Consider the following 20510-nt stretch of genomic DNA (forward strand, 5'->3'; position numbering starts at 1 on the left):
CTTCTAGTGAGCAGCAAGCGTCTTCCTTGGGTACGGCACATTCTTTAGGGCGATGTGTCGGAAGGTTCTACCGATCGATCAAGATCGGGCCTAAAGCGAACCGCTCCGCATCAGGTTGGTTTAGTGCTTCGTACCTCGGGTAGTTCTGTTCCTTGGCGGTTTGAGCAGTGGCGACAGCGGCCTCCCGGGGGTAAATGATGTGCGATTGACAGTAATGGACGATGGGTGAGTTTGAGCAAAGAGGGGCAAGAAGGGGCCAGCAGGTCCGATTCGCTATCACGACGTCACGCCATCAGTTACGCGATACTGGCTTTCTCGCCCGTCGCGATCTCGATACCGTGGTTGACGAACCACGCACGGATGGTGTTTTTGGTTTTGTTGATCCGTTGGTCGAGTGTTTTGCGGTACTTCACGAGGGATCGAAATTCACGGTGCTCGAGCGTGGGGACGTGAACCGGCTTGAGTTCCCCCATGGCGGCCAAGCGACCGAGTTTGAGTGCATCGTCACGATCGGTTTTTCGCTTGACTTTGGACCACGCCCAGGCTTCTTCATTGGTGCTGCAAACGAGGGTGCTGAAGCCAAACTGCTGGGCCACATCGTTGATCCATCCCGAAGGGCCGCACGCCTCCATGACGACCAGGTCAGCACGCTGGCTTTCGAAAAGCGTATTGAAGCAGTCGCGTGTGGTCGGCGTGGTGAGGAACTGAGTCCTTCGGGTTTGAGAATCAAAAAGGCAGGCAGCCGAGTTGAATTTGCCGAGGTCAAGTGCGAGAATCTTCATTGAGTTGAATCCTTGTGTTTGTTGGGTGGAGTAAATGTGACAAGCAGCCCCAGGCTGCCCAGATCACGGGTCCGAGTCGCCAGTCATTGTTGACAAATGACTCCCACCCTTCAAACCTCGGACTTACATGGATTCTTTACCCAATTGGGAGGCCGTGATATTGACGTCTCGACTTCTTGGATCGCGCGGTGAGGAATTGGCATTTGACATTTCTGGACCCGAACTGGTAGCGTCAGAACCGGATCTCTTTGCATGGCAACTTTCTGTTGCGGTGCGAATGCCTTCTTCCGTTGCATCACTTACTCAGGACATCTGTTCCACGTTCTACGGGGAGCTACCTGATATCGCTCCGTTGACGCGTTTGCTGGATAGAGTGCCGTCCGCGCGTTTCGTCATTGACGAACAGAGCTTTGAGCTTCAGATCCTTGAACATCAGATAAATTCTGGGCCTGTTTCCGGCTTTGTCGTGAACTGCCGCTATTACTCAAACAACGCTGGGCATGATGCAAACTGGGACTCAGGTGTTGTTGATCAGCTATTGATTGATCCATGTCCCAATGCAGCCAGTGTTCGGTTTGCTTTTGTAGTCGAGTTCGATGCGTTACAATCTTTCCATCGTGAACTCGCGGCCGACCTTAGTGCCGGTGCAATCAAGGATGGATCACCAGGAACTACACCTTGAAGCTTGAACCCGTGTTTTGTGTGATTTTGTTAGGTTGGTTATCGCCTTCAGATTGCTTTTGATTCGAGTGGCGCGCGAAGAGAGCAGGCGAGCGGAGCCAGTTTTGGAATGCTCGTAAGCGATTTGTAGAAAGGATGGGCGTACCCGACATATCGCTTGTTAGGTTCACCAACAGGGTCTTACTGGCACTGCAAATCGCAATGCCAGCATGCCACTAATGCCTACATCAAGAGTCGGACAGGACCAAGATCTCCATCGGGGACAATGCCACCAATCCGCAGACGGCCTCCGCGACCCATCCATGTAGTCGTATTATCCCGCCAGCAGTGTGAACAGTCAAACAAATCATTTCGTCTCAACTTCTCGACAACAGTTCCTCCCAGGCCTCCTCTTCGTACGCGAAGTACGAAAGATCTCCATGGCATGCACGCGGAGCGGGGCTTGGGGCCGAGTCTAAAATGAACAACTTTACTTGCCCCTACCGGTGACGCCGGGCGTTATCCGATTCGAAACATTGACGACAGGGAAATCCAAAAATGCGGTTTCTAATTGCGGCATCACTCATCACTATTGCTACGGCAAATGCATGTGGCCAAGAGAGCCCGCTCGCCGAGTTGACGGTAACATCAACCCGTTTGAGCTGTCCGTCCGGATTCGCGGAGGTCACCTTCGCATACAGACGTGGCAAAGCCGATAGCGACAAGTTGCAAGTCGATTTCATCGTCATCCAGACGTCACCGCACTCCCAGTTCAAGACAACCGTTCACTTGAGCAGCAAAGTCGACGACGTCACCCCTCCCGCCTACATCGCCCTCCCTGAATGGGCGGTCGACCTACCTCATGATCATCAAATACACGCTGTCACCGCTGGCCGCTACCACACAGTCGATTCTGATGTAACGCTTGGAGAAGTCCGAAGATGGCTCGACCAGCGTGAGGTAGAGGTGACGATCAGGTCGCTCCTGGAATACAGAACAAAATCGCGAGCTGCGAAGCATAACACCGGCGAATAATCATCCGCTGCACCCGTGCGATGAAGTCGGGCGTATCCAAATGGTCAATTTTTCATCGCCCCCGAGTGATAAGTGACGTTACCGGATAATCATGAAACGAGGACTTCCAACAATCGCCTATTCGATCTGCATGCATAATTCGTCCGATGGTCCTTCCTATTGTGCCTACAGCGAGGCCGATAGCCTCGAAATGTCGATGGATAACGAATAGCAAATCAATACGATCGGCGCTGCGCCGCCCTCGCTAACGGCAAGCATCACGAAAACTGCGGACGTGTCGTCGATGGGTGCCCTGGATGCGGCCAGCTATCCGGCACCGAACAGCGATTATGATTCGTTGCATGAAAATTGTGTGTCTTGGGCTTTTGCCAATCCGTGGGATGACGCCGAATCGATTATTCGAAATGGGCGTAACGTTTGGGTGTGCGTCGAGTCGCTTGATGAGCTTGAACGGGTCCTCTACTTCCGAGGCTTGACTTGCGAGAACACGAGCTTCGCGTTTCAGATTACCAGTGGCACCACCGTCCATGATGCTGCGTCGTTCGCGTCGCCAATCGTAGCCCGCCTGGTTGAATGTGGACTGCCAGGCGCACAAGTCCTTGCACGTGGCTCATTCGCTCACATGAACCTGCTAGAATATGGCGTCTTGACATTCATTAATGGGCTGCTGTTACTTGACGCTACTTTCGCTTCCATCATGGAATTGCTAACTCAAGTTACTTCGCATTTCGAAAAAGACGGGTCATAAAGCACACATCCGGAACGGTGGGCCGCGCGGTTCCGGAATTCCACTTTGGTTAGCCGCGGTCCAGTGATCTCAGACGTTTGTCTTACAATCCACAATAGGGATCGACCACCATGCTACGATGCACCTTGATCGCAACTATTGCTATTGCGGCGTTGGGGACAGCCCGACATGCAACCGCAGAAGACGTGCTCTTTGAAGATAGTTTTAGCGGCACTCTCTCAACTAAGTGGCAGGCTGTCGGGTTGACAGAAGACGACTACCGAATCCGCGACGGTGGATTGGAGATGCGTGTTCAACCAGGCAGACGTACTCGCGACACTCCGATGCTAATGGTCTTGCTACCCTTCAATACATCGGAGACTGTGACAGCGTCCGTAGAGGTGACACCACTGGATCGATTCACGGAACCGGACGAATCTGCAGGACTCTTCCTGACGGATGCTGACAGCCGAGAATTTGGCGCGGAAAAGAGGAACATGAACGGGCATCTTGTGTTCTCGCCGGGAAATGTAGAATTCATTGGGGAAAAAGGAGACGAAGGAGATCCGCAGCAATATGCGTTGAAGTTCTGGCCCGCGAATGAGGTCTACGGTCCACTACGGATCATCGTTCGAGGGCACTATGGCCACTTCCAGGTTGGCCCATCCCCGGCGGGTAAGTACTTGAACTTCTTCCACTCAGCGCTCCGCAAAAACGAACCGAAACGCGGTTTCTGTCTTTCTGCATCCGGTGCCCCATCCGACCGCGAACACTGGGTGCGATTCGACAATTTCCGCGTAACTCGCAATTGAGACGAATGATAGGATGCAAGGGAGCGATGGTGGTGCGGTTTCGTTTTGGATCGAAGCCAATTCCGCCGCCCCCACCGATCACAAACGTTATCCTTACTAGAATCCAACACCGCCAATACTGCTTGCTGCCTCAGAGATTGCAAAGCCACCATGAAGTCCACCGGGGATCACGATGAGCGTATCGCGAACATGACGTTCGCCTCTGTTTACCCGCACTATGTTGCGAAGGTTGAGAAGAAGGGTCGAACCGTAGAAGAGCTGCAACAAGTCATTTCATGGCTGACGGGTTTCAAAGCGAACGATGTCCAACGTCTGATTAAGAACGAGGCTACGTTCGAACAATTCTTTGCCGCCGCCACGCTCAACCCGAACGCAAGCCTGATCACTGGCTCAATTTGTGGCTATCGAATCGAAGAAATTGAGACACCGTTGACCAAACAAGTCAGATATTTGGACAAGTTGGTGGACGAATTGGCCAAAGGACGCAAAATGGAAAAGATTTTGCGGTCTCCCTAGTCCGAAAACTGCGGATTTACTGACCAAACGCACACTAGCTATACGTTGGGCAGGTGAATTTGAATGCCTTACGGGTGCTGAATGACCAATTTCATTTGTCTTGATCATTCCGGTGCAGCGGCTTGCACTTTTTTCGCTGGGTTGGCGCAGACGGTTATCGCAGTCGAGCGATTCGGAGATGCTGTTCTTTCGCGATATGATCGTCGGTTACGTTGAGTCGGAGCGGTAGGTTGCGTTGGCGGACGTTGGATTATGTTGGGTTATTAAGTAGGCGAGAGGTTGTTGGTGCGCGGTGATTGGGAAAGCGAAATTGGCGGATGGGTTGGCGCAGGGTTGTTGCGGGCTGAGGCTCTCAGACCGTGGTGGTGGGGACTGACCGAAGGGCCTCGGTCAGCTACGGGGAGTCTTGGTTTATGGGGTGGGTTGTTGCGGGCTGAGGCTCTCAGACCGTGGTGGTGGGAACTGACCGAAGGGCCTCGGTCAGCTACGGGGAGTCTTGGTTTATGAGGTGGGTTGTTGCGGGCTGAGGTTCTTGGACCGTGGTGGTGGGGACTGACCGAGAGGCCTCGGTCAGCTACGGGGAGTGTTGGATTGTGGGGTGGGTTGTTGCGGACTGAGGATCTTGGACCGTGGTGGTGGGGACTGACCGAAGGGCCTCGGTCAGCTACGGGGAGTGTTGGATTGTGGGGTGGGTTGTTGCGGGCTGTGGTTCTTGGACCGTGGTCGTGGGGACTGACCGAGGGGCCTCGGTCAGCTACGGGGAGTGTGAGGTGGCTTGGGTTTTGGGCGTGGAGAAGTTCGCAGTTGCTTTATTGGTAGCCGATTTGCGTCTCGAAGCCAGCAGCCCCCCGTAAGTACACCATAGGGGCGTACTGCACGCGTCGCGACCGAGAACGTTTGCCCCGCGGTTACGTCGTACGCACCGAAGCTTGTATCTTTCGCGTTCTGCCTGACGGGTAAGCAAAGGACGGGCGCAGGTGTATCATCTGCTGGCCCTAGCGAATGTCATTCGGTCACAGCAGTCAGAGAAGAGCGTCACTCGAGACACGGTGCTGTTTGTCTGATTTCATAATGGAAGAGATTTCAATTGGATTATCGACACCTCATGTTTTTGCACCTGGCGACGGTTGTTCCTTGTGTTTTCTTGGGCGCGATTGTCTTCGTGATAAAAAAAGGAACCCTCGTTCATAGGCGTATTGGTCGTATCTACATGATTTTGATGATGGCGACTGCGACAACAACCTTGTTCATGCCGGCGGTGGTCGGCCCTCGATTGCTAGACCATTTCGGGTTCATTCATCTGTTTAGCGTACTAACACTTTTCTCCGTCCCACGAGCCTATTTTGCCATTCGACGTGGGGATACGCGAACACATCAAATCTCGATGATCAGCCTGTATGCCGGAGCAATCGTCATCGCCGGCGCGTTTACATTCATGCCAGGCCGCTATTTGCACAGTCTCATTTTTGGCATGTCGGCCCTCGGCTACTGAGCTTTCTGGGCAATTCCCTGCAATAATGAAAAACTCAGAGTCGAGTTCAATTGCGCGTGAAAGCAGACCGAAACTAGGTGACGCCCTGACCAGACCCGCTGTTCTGTACCGGCCACAGTGAATAGATCATCAATTCATCTGGCCGGGAGGGTCTCGTCAGATGACGCGAATTCTCAACCGAAGAACTTTTGTGGGTACCGCGAACGCTCAATGAACACGATCGTCTCACCATCGCACTTTTTTCGGGCGTGTACCAAGCCGCGTACCAGGCCGCTGACCACGTTCAGCGAGCCGTCTCCTGCTACGGCTGATCCCATTGGATGTCGGTGCGGGCATGCAGCCGCTTGCTGACTTGGGTGTTGCCGCCGGTGAGTGTTTCGAACCTGCGAATGACCTCGTCAACGGGAATTTGCTGAGCTTCGTGCACGAGTGCGGGAGTGATGCCGGGGATAACGACGGTGGTGAGAGAGCCTTGGTGCGCGGCGGCGACTTTCGGTTCCAACCGTTCTCGCTCGCCGTCGCTGCCGACCAAGAGCAACAACCGTTGACGTCCGCCACATTGCAACAGACCGGGGATCGCGACTTTGAGTGCAGACTCGATCGTCGTCTGCTCGTTCCATCGGTTGCGTTGGCCGCCCGTGGGCGTGAAAGTTTGCGTTTCCATCGTTGCCGGGGCTGGTGTCGTCATGTAGTGCGCGGTGACCTTCACGGTGTCCGATGTCGCCTTCGTACTTGAATCAGGCTGTCCCAACGACGCGGTTACGTTGGTCACATTCACATCGGTCTTGTTAAGCAAGTTGTTGCATGTTGTCGAGGCGGAAACGTCCGTTACGCGTCGATGTTGATCGATGATGTCTTCGACCATGGGAAGGCACAGCGATACGAGTTCGCTCGCCATCGTTTTGACATCCCATGCTGCATCGGGTTTTCGCACGGGAGCGATAAGCCACCGCTGCGCCGACTCGTTGTGGAGGTGGTCGAGGACCTGAGTGAACCGGAGCTGGATTTCCTGCGGCATCTCAGTCCATGGGTTCTCGGTGTCACGGTTGTCACCAGGAACGCATCGGACGGCGCGAGCGATCCCGATTGCGGCTTCGGACAATTGAGTGTGCAGGGTCTCGAGTTGTTTCGTCAACCGCGAGTACGATTGGCTGGTCAATTGCAGGGCGATCGCCATCAAACGCGTAAGCGCCATCCGCTCGGCAGCTTCGAGGCGATTGACCATTTCTTCATCGCTCGCGCCAATACTCGTTCCGATATCCGACACGCTCGACTGCGACTGTTCAGCCAGCACACGTGACGTTTCGCGCGTTTCGACAATCAGCTTTTCGATCGCCTGAACGGCGGACGTGATATCGATGCGTCCGTCTTGCAGGCGAACGACCAACTCGCGTCGCAGCGAAACGACCTGCGCGGCGACGCTGCGTTGCAACTGCGTAGCAATATCGGCATCGTCGAGGCTGCCGAGGATCACCATTTCAATTGTTTCGCATTGACCGATCGCTTCGGCACTGAGCGGGGCCAGCAAGGCCGCCAACTGATCGACGATCGCGGCTTCATTTTCGCCGAACAAACCGCGGATTTGTCCGATCATCAATTGCGGATTGATATCGCATCGTTTGCGGAGCCGTTCGGCGAGCGGTCCCGCGATATCACGTGATTCGGCGGGGCGTCCGAGCCAACGCAACAAGAGATGACGTGCCGCGGCGGGAGCGAGCAAGTTTTCTTCTAACGCTCGAACGCATTTCAATCGTGTCACGCCGACACTGCGGATCATTGGTTTTGCCAAACCGACGGCATCGGCAGCGTCGCAGCGTCGAGCGGACGCCAAGAGTTCTCCGGCACCGGTCGCGTCTGCCCATAGGTAGTCGACGATTGTCGCGGATGCGGACGGTGAGTCCGGCGACGCATGATCGCCATCGAGAATCAGGTAGGCATCGCGGAGCGGGTTGCGAACGGCGGGGACTCCAGGCCAGTTGACACCGTTGTCACCAGGGTAACTGTTACCGGGGGTGACGTAATGACGAATTTCGGAGACCGCAGCGTGCGTGTCGTGCAGAGAAACGTTTTGATGCGGGTTTCCCTTCATGCACACCGATGACAACAGCGGCAAAACGGGTGCGTGCTCCATTCCGGCTTCATCGAGGAGCGTGCGGAGTCGCGGTGCGAGATCTAAGATCATCCCGCTCGCGGTCCCTCCGGAAATGGAGCCCACAATGTAGATGGAGGGTACACGTTCTCCACAAACGGCCGCGAGATGGTCGATCGCTTCACGAAGCCCGGCGTCAATCTTCTCAGCGTGATCGACCATCGCGAGCCGTCCCAATGGGCGCATGCCTTCGGTCGCAGCACTTCGCGGAACGTTGTAGATCCACCGGCGTGAGACGTTTCGCAGATGTTCGGTTGGGCGGGCGCGGTATTCCGACGCCGAACGCAATGGTGTGTGCAGAATCGTCGCGGGTGGGATTCGGTCGGACGCTTCGGTCAATCGAGCCGCATGGATCGTATGCATGTCGGTATCGATCAACACGGAATGCAAATCCAGCGGACATGCCGAGTGCAGCGTCGCGACGCGTCCACGGAGTTCGTGCAAACACTCCGCGCCGACACCACCAATGGCGACCAACAACGCATGTCCGGTAACACGGCTACGGAGCTGCTCGCTGTCGGCGTTGATGCTCGGCAAGTCCTCGACCGCAACTTCCTCAGCGACAGGTCCCGTGGTGACTCGTTGGACGGTGGTATCTTGACGTTGGCGAGGCGTTTTCAGGGCGTCGACGAATTCCTGACAACTGTCGAAGCGACGATCCGGATCTTTTTCGAGCGCCCGTGCCACGGCCACGCGATCTGCGGGCGGAAGCGGCTCGAGATTCGGCGCCGCGTGAACGTGCTGGGTCGCGAGTTGCGCGATCGTACGTCCGGAAAAGGGACGCGTTCCGGTCAACAGTTCCTGGTACATCACGGCGAGTGAGTACTGGTCACTGTTCATACTTGGCCGTCCGTCGAAGACCTCCGGCGGAGCGTAAATTGGTGTCAAACCGCCGACGATCGAGTTGTCAGTTTCTCGCAGATCCTTGAGCAACCCGAAGTCACCGACTTTGACGTGCCCGCCCACCATCAGGAGGTTACCGGGCTTCACGTCGAGATGCTGCAGTTGGTAACTCTTGTGCAAATAGTCCAACGCATCAGCGGCGTCATGCAAGTACGACAGTAACGCCGCACGCGGGATTCCACAGGAGCCACGATCGATGTGCCGCTTGAGAACATCTTCGAGCGATCCGTCAGCGAGTTCGGTGACGATCACCAATTGATCGTCCACGACGCCGAAACGTTCGAGCGTCAACAAGAACGGGTGATGAACCCCTTTGATTCGCTCGAGCGATTTGAGTTCGCGGGAACCACGATTCGCATGGGTGGCTCCAAAGACGATCTTTACCGCCTTTTTCAAACCACCGGGTGCGTTGGCCCGCCAGACTTCGCCGAACCCGCCTTCCCCGATTTTCTGCTCGAGGGTATAGCCGGAGATCGGCTCATACCCCGGCGCGATTTTGCGAACGCTTTGAACAGTCATGGGAACGAATTGGGAATTGGGTTAACGAAAAATATTGGAGGGCGAAGCAGGGCAATGGTTCGGCAACGGTCACACGACACGTCGCTTGGATAAACAAAAGCAATTCCGAAGAACGATCTTGCTGACGTCGCCAGACTTCACGGTTTGAATCATGGGAGATTCAACGATAGTGTACGAGCGCGTTATCATTCGAAATGCTTTACAGGGCGCTGAAGTAGTTACGACAGGCTTGATCGAGATACTCCGGTCGCAACGTCAACGGTAGATTGCGATAGCGACAGAAGTTCGCGACTTGCGTCAACAGGTCTCGTGGATGGCAGCGTCGTGGCGGCCGTTTTTTCGATTGGTAGAACGCGAGGAGATGCTCGGACGCCTCGGGTGTGTCAGGAAAGCCCATTTGCGATGCGACCGTTTTCATGAGCACGCGGAACTCCGCAGGTGTCGGATCATCAACAAAGATTTTGTACGGCACGCGCCGCAAGAACGCTTCGTCGACTAAGTCGTCGGGATTCAAGTTGGTCGAAAAGATGATCAACTGTTCGAACGGAATCTGAATTTTCTTACCCGTTGGCAACGTCAGGTAGTCGCATCGATTCTCCAGCGGCACGATCCATCGATTGAGCAACTCCTCCGGTGCGATCCGTTGACGACCAAAGTCATCGATCAGGAGGCAACCGCAATTGCTCTTCATTTGCAGCGGTGCTTCGCACATGTTCGATCGTGCGTCGTGACGAACCTCGAGGTTGTCCATCACCAGTTCACCACCGACGACGACACTCGGTCGCTGGATCCGCACCCACCGTTTATCCCATTCTTGGGAATTCAACATGCTGCCGTCGCCCTCGGGAATCGGGGCTTCGCGGTGGAACGCGTCATCCTTTAGTTTGATCAGGTTGCCGTCGTCCAGGATCGCATGGGGGATCCAGATTTCTTGACCAAGACACCGCGTCAAGCTGCGGGCGATGGTCGTCTTTCCGTTTCCGGGAGGTCCGAATAGGAACAAGCCGGTGTTACTATTGATTGCGGGGCCGAGCTGATCGAGCAGTTCGTCTTGGTAGGAGATTCGCGACAGTGAATCGCGAAGTTGATCGCGGTCGATCGGATCCACGCCCGCCGCTTGAGCCTCCACGCTCAACGTGTAATCACTCAAAGGAACGGGAGCCGGACCGACATAACTGCACTGCGAGAAGTGCTGTTGGGCTCGCTTTTGCCCGAGTTCGGTCAGCGAGTAGTAGTAATCGTTAAATGCCGCCGGTCGCACGTGAGCGACAAATTTGCGAACGCGAAGTGCGTCGACGATGGGCTCGACAATCCGAAACGGCAAACCCAATCGTGTTGCCACGTTACGGCCGCTGATGGTACCGGTTTGATGAATCATCTTGACCAGCAACGCTTCGACGAACGTGATCGACAGCCCGAGTTCGTTGAGGCTACGTGGTTCGGCGGGCCAGAACGTGTCGTCCGTCAATAGTCCGCCAAGCGCCGACGATTCGAAGCTATGGGTATCGGTCATCAATGCGGTCATCGGTCTTCAACTCGTCCAATGTGGCTAGCAGAATTGCGTATGACGAAAGCGGTAATTCGCCCACAACGGTGTGAACGGACTTTCATCCACGCAAACGTAGCTCACGTTTTGCCGCAATCGATCGAACGAGTTGCAAGCGGCCTAATCTCTCAAAAAACACGCCGCAATCACGCAAGCGGCCGTCTCAACTCGCAGAATCCGTTTCCCCAAATCAACCGCCACCATCCCGACATCCCGACACGCGGATAGTTCATCGTCGGTCAATCCGCCTTCGGGACCGATGGTGCACTGCAACGATCGAAACTGCGTTTGGGCGGCAAATTCCGCAACGATCTCATTCATCGTGCCACCACCGGGCATCGCGACGAGTCGTCGATCTGGAACAAGCGAATCGCGGTCGGTCGACTCTGCCGTGTGATTAGCCCCAGAGTTTGCCGGTTGTGACGATTGCGCGTTCGGCGGGAGCGAAATCCATTTGGCAAATCGCATGACGGGCGCGATCGACATCAACCGGTTTCGGCCGGACTGTTTGCACGCTTCGATCACGATGCGATCCAGTTTGCCTAGAAATGCATCGGCGGGCGGGCGTTGTGTTCGCTCGAACACGAGTGGTTGAATGCGAGTGACGCCGAGTTCCGTCAAGCGTTCGATCATCTCCTTCGCGCGATCCGGTTTGGGCAATCCGATCGCGAGTTCCAATTCGACGGTGGGCTCGCGGTCGACAAACGCGGGTGTTTCACACTGACAAACGCATTGTCGCCGATCCACGGACGTCACCCTCGCCGCCGATTGGTTGCCCTTGCCGTCGAAGAGTTCGATTTCGTCGTCGACGCGAACCCGCATGACACGTGCCGCGTGCATTGCCTCTTCGTCGGGTAACTCCACCATCGGCTGCTGAATCATCAGGTCGGGGGTGTAGTAGCGTCGCGTCATCAGAAAATCGCTCAGATTGTTTCAAGTTCGATGCGGTCGCGACGTCGGAACCACCGTTGTATCCGGCAATCGAGTGCGAGTCCGCAAATGTGTTGCATCGGGCAGAGTTTAACGCCTCGAACGCTTCGCTCGCAGTGCCCGTCGGCAGTTGGTCGATTCATAGATGAAACGGTCTTCCGCCGAAATGTGCGAAATTTCGGCAACACGCTTTTTTGAGGCCAACACCAGTGACCTACTCCCCACGATTTGTCTCACCAAAACGCGACGCCCGGCGAGCACCGGCTGAGATCATTGACGACGGCTACCATTCGTCGCCGTCGGCTACCGTGCAACCGTTACCGCCGGAAGTTCTGCAGCATTGGGGATTGATCGGTAGCCCGTTCGCTCCTGATCGTGCTCTCGATACCCCACTGGGTGTCACTGATTTCTATTTCCGCAGCAGCGCCCACGCGTCGGCATGCTCGTGGTTGCAGAGTCTCGTCATCGGTCCCGGTTCGCTCGCCGTGGTTACCGCATCGAAGGGAGCGGGCGCAACGACATGGTTGCGTCAGCTCGCAGCAACCTCGGGGCTGGGCGGTACCGCGCTCGAAACCGCCGTCGCGAGATGGGAAAACGAGTCTCTCGAACATCTCACAAACACTCTCTTCCGTCTCGCAGGAGACATCGAATCAAAAGCAAATGTCAAAACGCTGTGGCTGATCCACGCAACGACCGGCACCCAATCGACTCCCGTTGCCAACATCAATCGCCTTGCACTGTTAGCAGGTTGGCATGCGGCTAGGGCTGAGCGATTGCAGAATGTCCACATGGTCGTCGTGACCAGAGGCAAGCGTTCACTCAGTGGCGTTCGCGTTTTTCAAACGTCGCCAGAACTCCGTATGCCGACACATCACCTTTCGCGTCCGCATGGCAGCGAACTGCGGCGATGCGTGAACGCAGCGATGCACCACGCCGGAGGGACTCGCCCCGCATTCACTGTTTCGGCCGTCACCCATCTGGCCGAATCCAGTGGCGGTTCGATTCGCCGGCTCGGCGCACTCGTCCACACGGCGCTCGTCCATGGCCAGATCGCGGGGATTCGGCAGATCACTCGGGCTGATTTGTCGGCGCCCCTGATCAACCACGCGGCCACGGTCGACGAGTCCTGTTCCCGAGCGGCGTGATTCACCAGAGTCTCTGAGTGATGCCGTTCCCTCTCAGAATTGCGTTCGCCGGCGATCATTTCGAATTTGACGCCAAATCGAATGCATGCTCAGGCGTTTAAGCAATGACCTTTTCGATGACGTTGCCGTGAACGTTCGTCAGCCGAAAGTCGAATCCCTGGTGCCTGTACGTCAATCGTTTGTGATTGATTCCCATTAGGTGCAGCACCGTTGCGTGGAAATCGTGAACATGAAACGGGTCGATCGACGCGGTAAAACCAAAGTCATCCGTTTCGCCGTAGCTCGTGCCCGCGTTGACGCCACCACCGGCCATCCATAACGCGCCGCTCTTGGTGTGATGATCGCGTCCGCTGCCGCCCTGAGACATCGGCGTACGTCCGAACTCACCTCCCCAGATCACCAAGGTCTCATCGAGCATGCCGCGTTGTTTCAAATCCTTTAGCAAAGCCGCGCAGCCCTGGTCGACTTCCTTCGCGCGACTCTTGACGCCTTTGACGACCCCGCTATGGTGATCCCAGCCGGTGTGATACAACTGAATGAACCGCACGCCACCCTCGGCCATTCGGCGTGCCATTAAACAGTTCGACGCAAAACTGCCGCCGGGCTTTTCGTCAACGCCGTAGAGCTCGCGAGTTGCCGCGGTTTCCGATGTAAAGTCCGCGAGCCCCGGAACGCTGGTCTGCATCTGAAAGGCGAGTTCGTATTGATCGATTCTCGTCAGAATTTCTTCGTCGATAGAACGGTCATACTGCAAACGGTTCAGCGTCTCGATCGACGCGATTGATCTCTCCTGCGTCGCTCGGTCGATGCCTGATGGCGACTTCAAATAGTTCAGCGGCTGTTCGCTGCTGTAAAATTCAACACCTTGATGTTTACCGGGCAAAAAACCGTTATGCCACGCGGTCGTCGGGATCGGTTGGCCGCCGGGTCCGCTGCGCATGACGACGAAATCCGGCAGATCGGCCGCCTCTGAGCCGAGCCCATAAGACAGCCATGATCCCATGCTGGGTCGCCCCGCGATCCCAAATCCCGTGTTCATGAAAGTGTGGGCAGGATCATGATTTACTTGATCGGTTTGCAAAGTGCGGACCACGCAAAGGTCATCGGCAACCTCTTGGAGATGCGGGAAAACGTCTGAGATTGATTGCTCCGATTGACCACACTTTTTGAATTTGATCTCTGTGCCGAAACACTTCAACGCCTCGTACTGCAGGAACGCGAGCTTGACGCCTTCGGTCAGCGACTTCGGAATTGGCTTGCCGTTGAGTTCGCGGAGCATCGGCTTGTCGTCGAACGTTTCGAACTGACTCGGACCGCCGGACATGTACAAATAGATCACCCGCTTTGCCTTTGGCGGATGGTTGGGAAATTGCGTCTGCGCGGCAGATGCAGTTTCGCGGCGCAGCATGCTGCTCAGTGCGGCGGCACCGATACCAGAGGCGGCACGCGAAAAGAAATGACGACGCGTCGTGTTCAACATCGATGTGACGACCGGAGACGGCTTCATGAGTGAATCTTTCATAGCGTTACGACCGGTTCAGGAATTCGTGCAGATTCAAAATGACGCGAGTCACCACTGTCCAAGCAGCCAATTCCGCAGGAGCGATCTTTTCCGAACAAGGTGCTTGGCCGATCGAAATCAACGCGTCGGCGTCTTCGGGGGTCTCGCGATACACGTCTCGCTGCAAATCGAGAAGCTCTTTCAGCACCCGCCGCTCCTCGTTGCGGATCGGTCGCTGGAGAGCCAACTGAAACGCAAGATCCAATTTCTCGTTGTCATCTGCATCCACGTCCGCTCCGGTCTCTTCGATTACCCGCGTCGCGAACACGCGTGAGGCTTCCACAAAGATCGGATCATTGAGCAACGCCAACGCTTGTCCCGGCGTGTTCGTGATGTTTCGCTTTGCCGTGCATTCCTGACGCGTGGGTGCATCGAACGCCAACATCGTGGGATGGATGTTCTGCCGTTTCCAAAATGTGTAGAGGCTGCGTGAGTACTGAATGCGTCGCGGACTCGTTGCCCACAGAAGATGACGACTACCGAACATCACCTTGTCCGACGTGGTCCAGTACGGACTCGGCTGGTATGGATATACGCTTCGCGTTGGCACCTCATCGGTGATCCTCAGCAGTCCCGCGGTTTGCAGTGCCGCGTCTCGTATCGTTTCGGCGGGCAACCGGAACCGGTGCTGTCTCGCGTGCAGTCGGTTCTCCGGATCGATTTGCAACTGCGTCTCACTCGCCATGGAACTGAGCCGATAGGCTCGCGTTGATGTGAGTAACCGGATCATGTGGTTTCGATCCCAGCCGCTGTCTCGAAACTCACATGCGAGCCAGTCCAGCAACGCGAGATTGGACGGCCATTCGCCCTGCGTTCCGGAATCATCGAGCGTGTCGCTGATGCCACGTCCAAAGAATTGGTGCCACAGGCGGTTTACATAAACACGCGCGGTCAGTGGATTTCGTTCGTCGAAGAGCCACTCGGCCAAATCGAGTCGGCTCGGATTCGCGGACTCAATCGGGTTGCCTAAAAATTCAGGAACGGCAGGCGACACAAACGGTCCGGTTTGATCCTGGTAGTCGCCGCGGTTGAGCAAACGTGTCTTTTTGCGTTTGGGCGATTGCTTGGATACCAAGACCGGCATTGCCTGCGACCTCAACCGGCCCAGACGTGTTTCCAACCGGCGGAGCTTTTTCATGCGTTTGGGTTGTGAGTGTTCGCGGTAGACATCCTCAACGATTTCTTGTTGCAACGCGTCACGATCTTCCGTCAAGGTCTTCAAAGCGGATGCGACATATTCGAATCGCCGTTCGTACAGCTGGCGGTTAACGGGGCGCTGCCACCATTTGCGAATCGCGGTTTCACCCAACTCGAGCGAGGCGACCTTGTCGGCGCGAAGTTCCAAACCACTGTTGCCCCACATCACGCGTCCGCCACACTGCATCCACGCCATCCCTACGGCCTCGAACGCTTGACCGCTCACCGAGGGAATCATTTCGTTGAAGGGGACACGCAATCGAACCCAACCCGATTCTTCAGGCAGTTCACCCATTCGCTTCACACGCGTTGGTTCGCTCCACGGGTGCGATGCGTCAAGGGTTCCGGAGGTATCGCTGCCCCAGTAGTAAGTTTCGTAGTTCGCCGCCTTCCAACCCAATCGGCCATAGTCGCCGTGTGAGATTTGGATGCCCAACATTTCCGGTCGGGAGTTTTCGTCGATCCACACGTCGACGTACCAGGCGTCGCGCGCCGCGTCGGACTTGTAGGAACCGTGGTCGATGTAACCGGTCATGAATTCGGCCGCGTGATGACGTCGAAATTCGCCTTCAGCTGCGACGGTTTCGCGGACAGTCCGTTCGTCTTTGCGTGTCAGGTCAACGTCTCCTTCGAGCACGCGTAACGCCGTCATTGCACCGGGAACCCATACAAATTCTCCACGCGATTCTTTGTCGCGAAGACGTTTGAGAATCTGTTCTTCCCAGTTTGCGATTTCGTCGATCGGTTTGGCCGCGATCTTTCGCTGGAGCTGTTCGATTCCGGTTGCGAGTTGGTTGTCCTGTTTTGATCGATCCGTTTCTTCGTAAACGTAATGCAACGGTTCCCGACGATCGCCCGGTGCGTAAACACCGGCCTCCACAAGGTCATCAAAAAACGCCGCGAGACTGTAGTAGTCTTTCGCCAAGATAGGATCGAACTTGTGGTCGTGGCATTCGGCGCACCCGGTGGTAATCCCCAACCATACCGTTCCCATCGCTCGCACATGTTCACCTTTGAGCTTGTACAACTGCTCGGCCTCGATTGCTCCAGCTTCGCAATTCGTATTGACGATGCGGTTGTATCCCGAGGCGATCAAATCATCGTCAGTCGGATTCGGAAAAAGGTCGCCCGCCAGCTGTGCGATCGAAAATTGGTCGAAGGGCATGTTGTTGCCTATCGACTCGATCACCCAACGTCGGTAAGCCCCCGAATCGATCGGCTCGTCACTGACGAAACCGCTGGTGTCCGCCCACCGCACGAGGTCCAACCACCGGACCGCTTGGTGTTCAGCGAATGACACCTCGGACATCCATTCCTCGCGGAACTGCCTGAGATGTTCGACAGTTGGCTCCGATTCGAATCGTGCTACCTCATCAGCGGTCGGCGCCAAACCACGCAGGTCAAAACTCAGCCGACGAAGCAGTTCCCGTGGCGTCGCCTCCGATGCGGGAAACAACCCATTTTCCGCCCATCCGTGCTGCAAAAACGCGTCAACGGCATCCGGCAGCGCGTTCGTCGCAGGGCCAGGAACCGGCGGACGCCGAAGAGGTTTCCATGCCCAATGTTCTTGGTATTCGGCGCCCTGTTCGATCCATCGCGCAACAAGCTCGCGTTGCTCAGTCGACAACGTCTTTTCCGAATCAGGCGGCGGCATCGTCTCATCAGGATCATCACTCAAAATCCGTCGAATGAGCTCAGACTCTTCCGGATCTCCCGGAACGATCGCATCGAATTCGGTCGCACCTTCGAACGTATCGAGTCGCAATCCCGCTTCACGGTGCGCTTCATCGAAACCATGACAATAGAAACAGTTGTCGCTCAAGATCGGCCGAATGTCCCGATTGAACTCGACCCGCTGAGCGGACACGAGATGACATGGCGTTAGCGCAACGGTGAACACCGCGACAACGGGAAATCGATTCATAAGCAGGCGGGCCGCACTCGGATGGAACGAGCACGGTGATTCGAAGGAAGGTAGAGGCTTGCAAACAAAGCTAAACCCTACACGAAAATCTCGCAATCTGCTTGCCGCATTTCGGCCGATTTTAATGCATTTCAAACATCGTCAAATGCATAGACTTCCACCCCCGCAAACACCTCTACAGACGATCCGAAAACGGACTCGTCCTGAAGTCTATCGATGGCATCTGTGTCAAGGAGTCCGCAGAAGCACCAGCTGATTTTGGTGCCGATTTACCGATGCGGTAGTGCTCCTTGATTTCGCGATCCGAGAGTGCTCGCTCGTAGACGGCGACCTCATCGATCTGACCAATGAATGGTCGGTGACTGAGATCGGGATATAACTGACCGATCACCAAATTGAGGTTAGGACTCAGCTTGCTCGGGTCGCGATTCTCATCAACGATCCGTCCATCGACCAACATGCTGAGCGAATCGCCATTTTTGCGGAGCGTCCAGTGTTGCCACGTGCGAACCTTGTAGACGTCCTCTGACAACAAGTACGTCCCCGTCTTGTAGTCATTCGAGATGGGTGATCGATGAACAAAGCGAGTTCGGTTTGGTTTGAGATGCTGCAATGTTGACCAGTGCCGCGCACCGACCTCGAAAATCAAACCGTGATCGTACCCGTTATTTTTCGATGGGTTTGGCGATGTCAAACAGAATCCAGTGCCATGGTGGAAGCAAGTCGGCTTCATCCAAAGTTCGACCGTGTATTCATCTAATTCTTTCGAAGGCCACTGTTTCTCGGAAACAATCACTGACGAGTTATCCGACAAACCGAACTCCGCGACACGGTTGGACGCATATTGTCGCCAACGAACGTCGCCATGAATCACAGCATCGAAACCAGGAAGGTTGCCTTGGTTTGCGATTCGCTTCGGTGAATCAGCAATCGATTCCTCAAAACGCCAATAGATCACCGGATCGGCCTCAAGGATTGTGCTGACATACTCATCTGAAATTTTGAGCGGATCGAATCCCATACTGCGTGCGGACGCGAACTCGGTCGCCGAAGCGTTGTGGAATACGATCTCCATCTCGCCTTCGGAGTCGATGGTGAAACGCACCGCTTCGCCCTCGGCCAGTTCGATCGCGGACTCCTGTTCTCGCTCTTCGCCGGCTTCGACGATAACGCGACCTTTGAAGACATGCAGTTCCATCGATTGAAGGTTCATGACAATCCCCATTGACGCCCCATTTGCGGCGCGAACGGGTCCCATGGGTGTGTCGACGACAAAGTGCTGCGGGCTGCCGCCGGCGACTTCCGCGGTCAACGCGCCTGACTGCAACGAAAGCGCACCGTCGGGACGGATGAACGCACTGGCGGGTCCTTCGATTCGCACTCGATCGTTTCCGAACGGGCCGAAACCGAGCTCCGCGATTCCCTCGACAAGGCTCAACGTTTCGCCTAAACGCATGGATTGCCCCACCTTCGGAGTCGACATTCGGGACGGGAACCAAACGCAGGCCGTGGTCGAGACAAGGTACGACGTCGCACCGTCAGGGGACTCCACGGGAGTGGTACCTTCGGGTAGTACAGTTGACTCGCTCGCGTTAATCGTCGAGGCGGTTTTCCGCTGGGCAAGCGACCACGACAGCGCACCGATAGACAGATGAGAAAGGATCAATATTGCGGCACTAGTCGCAATCACCCAAGACGAGATGCCACGCCACTTGGTCGGATCCCGTCCGGCAGAATTGCCTCGATCAACGGTCGTTGACGCGTTTTCCGAATCGCTTATCGGCGTGCCTGCGTTGCCAGCCACTCCGGCGCAACTACCGGCTGGCCTTCTCATCGAAGGGGCGTCCTCGAGCGCAGACAATTGATCCAATAGCGAGGCAGCTTCTTCAGCTCCGCCCGGTGACAACACGAACGCATCAAGCCGCTCGCGTTCATCGTCCGATAGTTCGCCGTCCTGGGACGCGACGATCAACCGTCTGAGTTCAAATCGTTCATTCGGATCAAGAGTCATGACATGCTTTCCAACAGCCTCAATTCGACACAACGCATCAACGTACCGTGCACTCGACTGAGTTCACGATAGATCGAATGGATGGATCGGTTATTCGTTTTCGCGATCTCTTTCACGTCCACGCCTTCAAAATATCGCAGGTTGATGAGGTCGGCCTGCTCCGCCTCGAGTTCCTCAACACACTCTGAAAGTGCTTGACGACGGCTGTTCCACTGTTCCGAGATCGGCACCGCGGCATCGGCCAACGATTCGATCGCGGAATCGCTCAGTAATTTAATTTTGCGGCGCGCGTCTCGATGCTTCAACACCTCGAAGTACGCCATCCGACATGCCCACGCACCGAAATTGCCTTCACGGTCGTACTGACCAAATTTTTGCCACAGAATAAGACACGTGCGTTGGAACACCTCCTCAGTATCCTCGCGATTATTGAAAGCCAAAATTCGAATATACGACATCAACTGAGTCGTAATTGACGCCAGGAGACCGACAAATTCGTCTTGTGATTTATCTTCGTTGACAGGATTCACCTTATCCGATGGATTCATTTTCCACGCTTCTTTAGGAGGCCGGTCGGGCGGTCTGCTGACTCAAACGCGTT

14 protein-coding genes are annotated in these 20510 nt (G+C 55.6%); 6 read left to right on the forward strand and 8 right to left on the reverse strand.

The window, feature by feature from the left end; translation table 11 throughout:
• Positions 1 to 296 precede the first annotated feature (296 nt).
• Positions 297 to 782 carry an IS110 family transposase gene (locus FHS27_RS24210; RefSeq protein WP_184307901.1) on the reverse strand — a complete coding sequence of 162 codons (486 nt, stop codon included), beginning with the start codon at positions 780 to 782 and terminating at the stop codon, positions 297 to 299.
• 127 nt (positions 783 to 909) lie between these two features.
• On the opposite strand from FHS27_RS24210, the gene FHS27_RS24215 reads away from it, so the two are divergent.
• The 5 genes from FHS27_RS24215 (at position 910) to FHS27_RS24235 (ending at position 6024) form a co-directional block, all read left to right on the forward strand.
• A complete protein-coding gene (locus FHS27_RS24215) occupies positions 910 to 1464 on the forward strand; it encodes a hypothetical protein (protein ID WP_184307904.1) in 555 nt (184 codons plus the stop codon).
• A 536-nt stretch (positions 1465 to 2000) separates the two neighbouring features.
• Positions 2001 to 2477, forward strand: coding sequence for a hypothetical protein (locus tag FHS27_RS24220; RefSeq protein ID WP_184307906.1), 477 nt, complete (start codon positions 2001 to 2003; stop codon positions 2475 to 2477).
• A gap of 858 nt (positions 2478 to 3335) precedes the next feature.
• Positions 3336 to 4016, forward strand: coding sequence for a hypothetical protein (locus FHS27_RS24225; protein WP_184307908.1), 681 nt, complete (start codon positions 3336 to 3338; stop codon positions 4014 to 4016).
• 150 nt (positions 4017 to 4166) lie between these two features.
• Entirely contained in the window at positions 4167 to 4532 is a 366-nt protein-coding gene (locus tag FHS27_RS24230; protein WP_184307910.1) for a DUF2200 domain-containing protein, read from the forward strand.
• A 1105-nt stretch (positions 4533 to 5637) separates the two neighbouring features.
• Complete coding sequence (locus FHS27_RS24235) at positions 5638 to 6024, forward strand: DUF2306 domain-containing protein (RefSeq protein ID WP_184307912.1); 387 nt, start codon at positions 5638 to 5640, stop codon at positions 6022 to 6024.
• A gap of 301 nt (positions 6025 to 6325) precedes the next feature.
• On the opposite strand, the gene FHS27_RS24240 is transcribed toward FHS27_RS24235, so the two are convergent.
• The 3 genes from FHS27_RS24240 to FHS27_RS24250 form a co-directional block, all read right to left on the reverse strand.
• Positions 6326 to 9595 (reverse strand): protein kinase domain-containing protein, encoded by a 3270-nt coding sequence (locus FHS27_RS24240; RefSeq protein ID WP_184307914.1) that lies wholly within the window; start codon positions 9593 to 9595, stop codon positions 6326 to 6328.
• A gap of 199 nt (positions 9596 to 9794) precedes the next feature.
• Complete coding sequence (locus FHS27_RS24245; protein ID WP_246420783.1) at positions 9795 to 11108, reverse strand: AAA family ATPase; 1314 nt, start codon at positions 11106 to 11108, stop codon at positions 9795 to 9797.
• Between the two features lie 153 nt (positions 11109 to 11261).
• A complete protein-coding gene (locus FHS27_RS24250; protein WP_184307918.1) occupies positions 11262 to 12053 on the reverse strand; it encodes an RsmE family RNA methyltransferase in 792 nt (263 codons plus the stop codon).
• A 227-nt stretch (positions 12054 to 12280) separates the two neighbouring features.
• Here FHS27_RS24250 and FHS27_RS24255 point away from each other — a divergent pair, with 227 nt between their 5' ends.
• Positions 12281 to 13216 carry a hypothetical protein gene (locus FHS27_RS24255; RefSeq protein WP_184307920.1) on the forward strand — a complete coding sequence of 312 codons (936 nt, stop codon included), beginning with the start codon at positions 12281 to 12283 and terminating at the stop codon, positions 13214 to 13216.
• 97 nt (positions 13217 to 13313) lie between these two features.
• Here the strand turns inward: FHS27_RS24255 and FHS27_RS24260 are convergent, their stop codons facing one another.
• From FHS27_RS24260 to FHS27_RS24275, 4 genes are all read right to left on the reverse strand, one after another.
• Complete coding sequence (locus tag FHS27_RS24260) at positions 13314 to 14738, reverse strand: DUF1501 domain-containing protein (RefSeq protein WP_184307922.1); 1425 nt, start codon at positions 14736 to 14738, stop codon at positions 13314 to 13316.
• Positions 14739 to 14742: 4 nt separating this feature from the next.
• The gene (locus tag FHS27_RS24265) at positions 14743 to 17898 is read right to left on the reverse strand and encodes a PSD1 and planctomycete cytochrome C domain-containing protein (RefSeq protein WP_184307924.1); all 3156 of its coding nucleotides are present in this window, start codon (positions 17896 to 17898) and stop codon (positions 14743 to 14745) included.
• A 175-nt stretch (positions 17899 to 18073) separates the two neighbouring features.
• Positions 18074 to 19909: a LamG domain-containing protein gene (locus FHS27_RS24270; RefSeq protein ID WP_184307926.1), complete on the reverse strand. Its 1836-nt coding sequence runs from the start codon at positions 19907 to 19909 to the stop codon at positions 18074 to 18076.
• A complete protein-coding gene (locus tag FHS27_RS24275; RefSeq protein WP_184307928.1) occupies positions 19906 to 20457 on the reverse strand; it encodes a sigma-70 family RNA polymerase sigma factor in 552 nt (183 codons plus the stop codon). The genes FHS27_RS24270 and FHS27_RS24275 overlap by 4 nt, the downstream gene beginning before the upstream one ends.
• Between the last annotated feature and the right edge of the window lie 53 nt (positions 20458 to 20510).

Origin of the sequence: Aporhodopirellula rubra, assembly GCF_014192335.1 — a bacterium.
In the GTDB taxonomy this organism is placed as follows: Bacteria; Planctomycetota; Planctomycetia; order Pirellulales; family Pirellulaceae; genus Rhodopirellula; species Rhodopirellula rubra.